The organism is Allocoleopsis sp. (genome assembly GCF_036703385.1).
Taxonomy (GTDB): domain Bacteria; phylum Cyanobacteriota; class Cyanobacteriia; order Cyanobacteriales; family Coleofasciculaceae; genus Allocoleopsis.
The window spans coordinates 1-6,941 of sequence record NZ_DATNPA010000122.1 but is presented as its reverse complement, the minus strand read 5'-3'; the positions used below and the strand labels follow the sequence as shown (position 1 = coordinate 6,941).

At 46.1% G+C, this 6,941-nt stretch carries 7 protein-coding genes and 2 pseudogenes; 8 read left to right on the top strand and 1 reads right to left on the bottom strand.

Translation table 11 applies throughout. The features are described from left to right. A pseudogene (locus V6C93_RS06255) lies at positions 1 to 340 on the top strand (hypothetical protein); the annotation flags it as partial. A 250-nt stretch (positions 341 to 590) separates the two neighbouring features. Here the strand turns inward: V6C93_RS06255 and V6C93_RS06250 are convergent. Beyond that, positions 591 to 791: a hypothetical protein gene (locus V6C93_RS06250; RefSeq protein ID WP_333475792.1), complete on the bottom strand. Its 201-nt coding sequence runs from the start codon at positions 789 to 791 to the stop codon at positions 591 to 593. Positions 792 to 1,117: 326 nt separating this feature from the next. Here V6C93_RS06250 and V6C93_RS06245 point away from each other — a divergent pair, with 326 nt between their 5' ends. The 7 genes and pseudogenes from V6C93_RS06245 to V6C93_RS06215 form a co-directional block, all read left to right on the top strand. Further along, positions 1,118 to 1,444, top strand: a complete 327-nt coding sequence (locus V6C93_RS06245) for a hypothetical protein (RefSeq protein ID WP_333475791.1) — start codon at positions 1,118 to 1,120, stop codon at positions 1,442 to 1,444. Further along, positions 1,444 to 2,205: a hypothetical protein gene (locus V6C93_RS06240; RefSeq protein WP_333475790.1), complete on the top strand. Its 762-nt coding sequence runs from the start codon at positions 1,444 to 1,446 to the stop codon at positions 2,203 to 2,205. Before V6C93_RS06245 ends, V6C93_RS06240 begins: the two co-directional genes overlap by 1 nt. Then, the gene (locus V6C93_RS06235) at positions 2,198 to 4,735 is read left to right on the top strand and encodes a hypothetical protein (protein WP_333475789.1); all 2,538 of its coding nucleotides are present in this window, start codon (positions 2,198 to 2,200) and stop codon (positions 4,733 to 4,735) included. Before V6C93_RS06240 ends, V6C93_RS06235 begins: the two co-directional genes overlap by 8 nt. Before the next feature lie 3 nt (positions 4,736 to 4,738). Further along, the gene (locus V6C93_RS06230; RefSeq protein WP_333475788.1) at positions 4,739 to 5,569 is read left to right on the top strand and encodes a hypothetical protein; all 831 of its coding nucleotides are present in this window, start codon (positions 4,739 to 4,741) and stop codon (positions 5,567 to 5,569) included. A gap of 110 nt (positions 5,570 to 5,679) precedes the next feature. Beyond that, on the top strand, positions 5,680 to 6,294 hold the full coding sequence (locus V6C93_RS06225) for a hypothetical protein (RefSeq protein WP_333475787.1): 615 nt from the start codon (positions 5,680 to 5,682) through the stop codon (positions 6,292 to 6,294). A gap of 5 nt (positions 6,295 to 6,299) precedes the next feature. Continuing rightward, the gene (locus V6C93_RS06220; protein WP_333475786.1) at positions 6,300 to 6,536 is read left to right on the top strand and encodes a hypothetical protein; all 237 of its coding nucleotides are present in this window, start codon (positions 6,300 to 6,302) and stop codon (positions 6,534 to 6,536) included. Further along, positions 6,533 to 6,941: pseudogene (locus V6C93_RS06215) on the top strand (hypothetical protein); the annotation flags it as partial. The gene V6C93_RS06220 and the pseudogene V6C93_RS06215, both read left to right, overlap by 4 nt.

Here is a 6,941-nt window from a genome sequence, read left to right as displayed (position 1 = left end):
AGGGAGTCCCCCCTGCTATGTAGTCGATTCGGCTTTCTTGACCCAAGACCAGGTTGACCGTTTGGCCCAACAACTTTTTGAAATGTGGAGGGAAGAAACGTCGCTGGAAGAAGCCAAGCGCTACATCATCAACTCCGGCTTGCCACTAAAAACAGATTGGTTTAATGGGGCTAGTACTTCTTCCCCCGCTGTTTTGTTTGGATTGATGGATGATGAAGGGTTCGGGCCTAAACGGGAAGATGAGGAGTATTGGGAAGAAGAGGAGTTTAGAGAGTTTAGAGAAGATGAAGACGATGAAGACGATGATTATGTTTATTTTGGTGAAGGCGAGCTTTGGTAAAAATAAAGCTCAAAGATGCGCCTTTCGATTCAGCCCCCTTTGAAACTATCGTGCAAGCATGAATAGGGCATCCACACTCCAGCGGGAGGTCTGGCCCAAACCTCCCCATCAATCTCCTTGGCTATTTCTTCGGCTGAATGAAGCTTGAATTTTGCTGCACATCCAGGGGTACTTGTATAGAAAGGAGTGTGGTAAATGTAGCTGCTCACGTACCCTTCAAGCGCTTTAACGCAGTACTGGCTCTCCATTGTTAACGACTAAGCTCTAACGCCTTCTCCCCGGTAGTTAGGCTCACCGCCACAAAGCATTCCCGATAAGTAGCAGGATTCTCCTGATGCAATTTGAAATGCCGTTCCCCCCAGAGAACCACATCAGGAGCCGACAGAAAAGGCAAAACTTCCACATTCGCTACGAACCGCCCATCAGAGGTTTCTAAACGAACCAACACCATAAGCTTTTGACCAACGCATAAACTCAGATTATCAATTCTGGCCCTACCCGAGCACCCCACCCAGCAATACATATATTATGTCGTACGCTTCATAAGGAAGTCAATCCACTATGGGATTGGCTTCTGTCTTCTCGTAAGAGTTCTGTATAAGATTATTTGCCCCGTCCATTCTCAATAAAGCAGAGACTATTTGTTTATTGAGAATGTACTACCACCAGTTGAGAATCAAGCATCAGATTCTCTAATGACTCCTTTATTATACTCACAAGTTTGGGTAGTAACAAAAGTGCATATTAAGATGATGAAATACTCTTGTACTATCCAATATGACAGTCCTTTCTATCACCGATATATTCGGCCCTGGAGCCAGTCAGACGGCGGCAAATTTCACGATCGCAAAATCTGACCTCCCCACTTTGACCGCCAAACCGGACAACAACGGTGAGCAGCTGCTCGTGGCAATCATTCTGGCAGCTGCCAACAAGCTGACGGATGCCAATCGAACGAACAACGATGACCAACGGGTGACGCTCGCCTATGGGGGTCAGACTGTCTATCCCGGTTCTGGGGGGAAGAACGAATCTCAGCATTCATTCACCATCACGCTTCACAAGCCCGTCCCCGCTGAGGTGGTTGACGCGGATGATTACTGATGAGTTACTGTCAACTTGGCGACAGCCCTACTATTTACTACAAATTCAAAGGTCAGCCCAATTACGCCAAGGTGACCTTTGAGCGAATGGCCCCCATCGACATCCAGATCGATTCAACTGGGGATGACGACGGCGGCGGGACTGACGCCAATACTGGAGATGGTCAAACTCCTTCTATTCCTTGTCCTCCAGAGGGCAAGGTTTGTCATCTTACGGCTACCGGGTCTTTCTATTTTTCTGAAGGTCAATTAGGACAGCGACAAACATTTTCAGCCGATGGCTGGCAGATTACAGAAGTCGCGGTTGAGTATGACGAGGAGAATGGGTTGAAATGGCAAGTTACTGCTACTACTTATTACCAATTTTCTAGAGGAATTACTCGGCCTTCTCCCCCAGATTATTATGCTGATTCAGGAGTTGATTTTAGCGGATGGCAACTTGCTGATGATTGTTTTCCTAATGGAGGTGACCCATTAACCTGTTCAGATTCACCTCCCTCCTCACCTCCCCCTCCTCCTTCATCTCCTCCACCGCCAGATACTAAAGCCCAAGTCAAGCTCAAAGTTTTTTATCAAACCAAACTCATTTGGTCTAAGACAGGTGAACCCCCCTTAGATTATGAGGTTTCTTGCTCTAAAGAAGAATGCCCTCCGGGGATGTGTAAATTGAATAATGCTCAAGGATTCTGCTGCATTAAGTCTGATGAATTGAAAGAACCAATCAACATCATCAAATCTATATTGAGGCATCGAAATGGCTGATTGCTGCCAAGACCTAAGGCGTGAATTGGAGCAAATTAAGCGGATGCTCCAAACGCAAAACCAAAAACCAGATACAAGTCCAAAATCCCAATCTAATGAGGCTTTTGTCCGCAAGGCCGAGATAGGCGGTTTGGTTTCTGCCGCTGTTTTTGGCATGATAAAAACTGGCAAGTTCGAGGATGAATTATCTGCAATTTTGCTTAGAAAAGGCTTGTCCAATCAGCCGAAAAACGTGAGTTTAGAAGCCGAATTTAGAGCGGTTAAAAATCAGGTTCTCAACAACAGTAGGAAAATTAATAAAATTGAGCCACAGGTTGTTAAAAACAGCGGCTTTTTGGGTAAGCTAATGCCGCTGATAACAAAGGTGGCTAAAATTTTATTTGTCGTTGATGTCGTCATCCAAGGCAAAAAAGCTTGGGATGGCGTTGTTGACATTGTTTCCAACCTAGAGCGATTGATGGGAGGAAAAGGTTTCAAAGATTATGTTCCTCCCTCAAAACAGGCTGATTTAAATGAGAAAGTCATTCAACGCATTAGAGAACTAGATGCTCAAGTTAAAACCAATCAAACAAAAACTAAGAATTTAAATGATATTGCGGCTGAAGCCCGGTCAAATTCCTCTAAAGCATTGAAGGGATTAGATAATTTTGGTCAGAAGCTTAAGAGCCTAAATGATATCGCCGCAGAGGCCCGGTCTAATGCCAATAAAGGATTGTCAAAAGTCACGGCTCTCGAACCTAAGGTCAAGAACCTTAATGATGTAGCGGCTGAAGCCCGGTCTAATGCCAATAAAGGATTGTCAAGAGTCACGGCTCTCGAACCTAAGGTCAAGAACCTTAATGATGTAGCGACTGAAGCCCGGTCTAATGCCAACAAGGCTTTAACTGCAATCAGTACGGCAATTCAACCCAAGTTGAAAAGCCTTAATGACTTGGTGGCTGAAGCTCGGTCAAACGCAAGTAAAGCTCTATCAAAATTAGTTGGCTTGAATGATGTAACCGCTGAAGCCCGGTCAAACGCGAGTAAAGCCCTAATTGGCCTAAGCAATTTGGAGCCAAGGCTTAGGCACTTAAATGATGTAGCGGCCCAATCTAACAGCAATGCTTCAAAAGCATTGACCACAGCCAACCAAGCGCTACAGCAAAAAGCTCAACCGGGGCCAAAGGGTGAGCGAGGGCCAGCGGGTGAGCGAGGGCCAAAAGGAGAAAAGGGTGAACGAGGGCCAGCGGGTGAGCGTGGTCCGGTCGGGGCAACCGGGGCAACCGGAGCAATGGGCGCTCCTGGGGCTAGAGGATTAGCTGGCCCTCAAGGAATCCCCGGTATTCCCGGCAAGGATGGAGTACCGGGTAAGGATGGCAAGCCGGGGATAGCAGGTGCACCGGGTAAGGATGGAGCACCGGGGCGAGACGGCAAACCGGGCAGAAATGGAATAGATGGGAAGGACGGTAAGGACGTGGATGCTCAAGATGTTGCGGCTATCAAGCAAGCGTTGGGTGATATCAATCAAAAGGTTGTCCCAATCGCCCTGTTTACTGTAGCCGTTAATGGGCTTAACAAGAATATTTCCCAGAGTGTGGGTCAACTGCCCAATACTGAAGCTTTCAAGGCTGGGGTGGCAGAGGGAACTTGCCGAACTACCCAGCCGGGTGGATGTATGCGTAAGCAGTTTGATGGATTGGGCAACCAAATTGGGCAAGGTAACAGCCTCTTAGACAAAATTAATACGGGATTGAATGCCGCTGATTTTGGGTTACTTAAAGTAATCGACGCCAAATTAGGGCCGCAAGTTAAAGGAGGAATTAGCGGCTTGCTCTCTAAGGCCCATGATTTGATTGGCAAAACTTGGGACTTTCTACAGATTGATAGAATCCTTAATCTGCTAAGTTTTATTGGAATCTTGCACAATGCTTACTTCCTTTCAAACTCGCTAGCTGATACCTTATTTAGTGCGATGTCAGCCGTACTCGACGCCACTGGATTAGACGAGCTTTTAGGATTGAGGAAGGCTGATGATTCCCCGGTTGATGTTAAGGGAATTGTTGGCAAATTTACCGAGGATTTCTTTAAAAAAGTCTTCGGTGTACAGACTGTTGATGGAATCAGAATTGGCTGGGAGAAAGCCAGTAGAATTTATCAGGCGGCTAGCAATATCCTTTGGTCGGTTCAAAGTATATTTGACTCAACTCGAAGCCTACTTGATATTGCTATCAACAACACAGGAAAGATTGGCAATGCTCTAAGGAGGGCTGGGGTAGTCTTTGAACACGCTTATGGGAATCTAGTTGAGAAAGCGACAGCCCGTAACAGATACCATAAAATGATGGATGATGTGACGGAAGGAGCAATGAAGATTCAAGATGCTGTTTCTTCCGTCGAGATGGTTGCCATTAGCCTTGTTAGTATTCAAGACCAAGTTAAACAACTTGGTGAGCAGCGAAAAGAGTTTGATGATTCAGTAAAGGCTTTTACTAATCCGGCAGATAAAAAAGAAGCAGATAGTAAAGAGAACAGTAAGGCATTGCAACTATAAACTATGGCTCTACCTGATGACTTTAACGAATTTGAATTCCTCCAAGATTTGATGAGGAAATGGCAGAATCGAATCGTGCGTGAGGACTTCCAAGACTTGGGCGGCGAGGATTGGAATCCTGATGTATCAATCCCTCGTGGCGCTTTACGACACGCATTCACCCATAAGGATGATGACACATCCACGATGGATTTAATGAGGCTATTTCTCTATTATTTCGTGTACCGAAAAGCGGCTGATTTACAGCCGCCAGTTTATGGAATTCCTAAGATCACATTTGATTCTTATGTAACCTACAGGCCACAGATTAAACTATATTTTTGCCAGAGAACCAGTGAATTAGAGGCAAACGAACATCCCGCTGAGGGAGAAATAAGTTTTAGGTTGATGCACGAGACATCAGAATCTCTAACAATGTCCGAGTTGAAACGCTATGGTCAACGTATTGGGAATATTTTTGGGCGTAGCGGTGGCTACGATTGGCACAAAGGTTATTACAAATACACTTATTTTGATAAGCAACGAGGCTATGAATTCCGAATCTTGGCTTATTCGGAAACTGAAGCCAAAGAACTGATAGAGCGGGTATTGGAAATACAAGAACATACCCCTCAGTGGGAGTTCTTCAATAGTGTTACCAACGAAAGACCTGGTGAACGATTCCCAGCTAATCCTGGGACAGTAAAGATACTAGGGAGAACTCATAAAAAGCCTCGTCGTCGCCCAAGAGTTCATGTTCGATTCCGTTACGCCAGTGTGGCTATACACGGATTACCCAACGATATAACCTTGTTTGACCTAACCGGAGTTAAAACCCATGCTTTGGTCGGATAGCAAAAATTGGCAGATTTTAATCGGATAACTATAGGTTCTCCGAGAGAAAATCACAGATAAAAGCCATGCTATACCTGGGATAGATGTTGTCGATCACTTAATAGTTATTTATGGGAAGACGTACTCCTTCATGGCAGTTGGAACGCAGAGCTGCTCAAGCAAAAGCTCGTGAACAATATCTGACTGATAAGCACAAAAATACCGATACTTTTAAGGCAACGGTTGATAAGCGACCAAGGTTTAGAGTAGGGTATCGTTCGCTGTACAAAACTATTGCTACGGCGGCGGGAGGAACCGCCACGACTGACCATGCCGTCATCTCCATCCTTGCGAGTGAAGCTTCAACGCGCTGGTTTGAAGGAGTTGCCGCTGGGGCCGTACTAGCAGATGGCAACAATAAATTAGGATTGGACTACACGGCGGTTAATGATTACGTTGAAGTGCCAAAATTCAACCCCTCAAAAATTCATGCTGTGGTTGGTGGCACACCTACAGCAGTCCGGACAAAGTACAACACTCGCTATGTGAAATACACGGCGAACGCTCAAGGCGAAGCTCAGGCGAGTTACACCGCTCCAATTAGTATTCGGACGGGTACACTTACCCCTCAAGCGGTGATTACAGCGGCTCAAACTGTCGCTACTTCTAAGAAAAATGTCATGGGAGAGTACGGGCGAATTTGGTACACCCTGGAGTACGAACCAACGACTTTAGACATTGATTAAGGAGTATGAAGGCTGATTTAATTTTTGAGCGCTCACTTGCTACTCCTGCTATCTGGTATCCAGGGCAATCCGATGAAGAATTAGAAATAGAAATGGCCCGAATGATTGAGCGCTCATTTGCAATTCGGGCTTTTATGCAAGGAAAAATCAATTGGGATGATTTCTTATGCCTTCTCCAAGAGCATGAAATCGACGCCGCCGCGACGGAAGACGGCTGGGAAAGTGGATTGGTCTATCTATGACGCTCATCCTTGATATCACCGGCCCTGCTCGTTGGGAACTTGCTTACTCAACCGTCGAGGAAGCGCCAGCCGACCGAGTGAGGTTTAAATCCCAGTACAACCGTCTAATTGACCCGTTTGACCTCCCCATCACATTCGATTCTCATGTGCTGGCGGTTGGGGCCATTTACAAGAAAGCCCCCCCAACCTGGTACAACGCTGGGCAGCTTATCCAATTTGTTGAGCGGACAACCATTAACGATCCAAGCTGGGATGATAACGGCTCGACCCCTGAACCGGTGATTATCGATCGCAAAAATGTACGCCTTAACCAATCGCTCGAATTGCTGGTTTTTCAAAGGGTATCGGGTGAGATGCGTCTGGGCTTCAATCCTCGACCCTGGATACCCAAGCTGCTGCTCAGGA

Coding starts and splice junctions, on each gene's coding strand:
- V6C93_RS06250 (WP_333475792.1), bottom strand. CDS start 791: ATGGTGTTGGTTCGTTTAGAAACCTCTGATGGGCGGTTCGTAGCGAAT.
- V6C93_RS06235 (WP_333475789.1), top strand. CDS start 2,198: ATGGCTGATTGCTGCCAAGACCTAAGGCGTGAATTGGAGCAAATTAAG.
- V6C93_RS06240 (WP_333475790.1), top strand. CDS start 1,444: ATGAGTTACTGTCAACTTGGCGACAGCCCTACTATTTACTACAAATTC.
- V6C93_RS06225 (WP_333475787.1), top strand. CDS start 5,680: ATGGGAAGACGTACTCCTTCATGGCAGTTGGAACGCAGAGCTGCTCAA.
- V6C93_RS06230 (WP_333475788.1), top strand. CDS start 4,739: ATGGCTCTACCTGATGACTTTAACGAATTTGAATTCCTCCAAGATTTG.
- V6C93_RS06220 (WP_333475786.1), top strand. CDS start 6,300: ATGAAGGCTGATTTAATTTTTGAGCGCTCACTTGCTACTCCTGCTATC.
- V6C93_RS06245 (WP_333475791.1), top strand. CDS start 1,118: ATGACAGTCCTTTCTATCACCGATATATTCGGCCCTGGAGCCAGTCAG.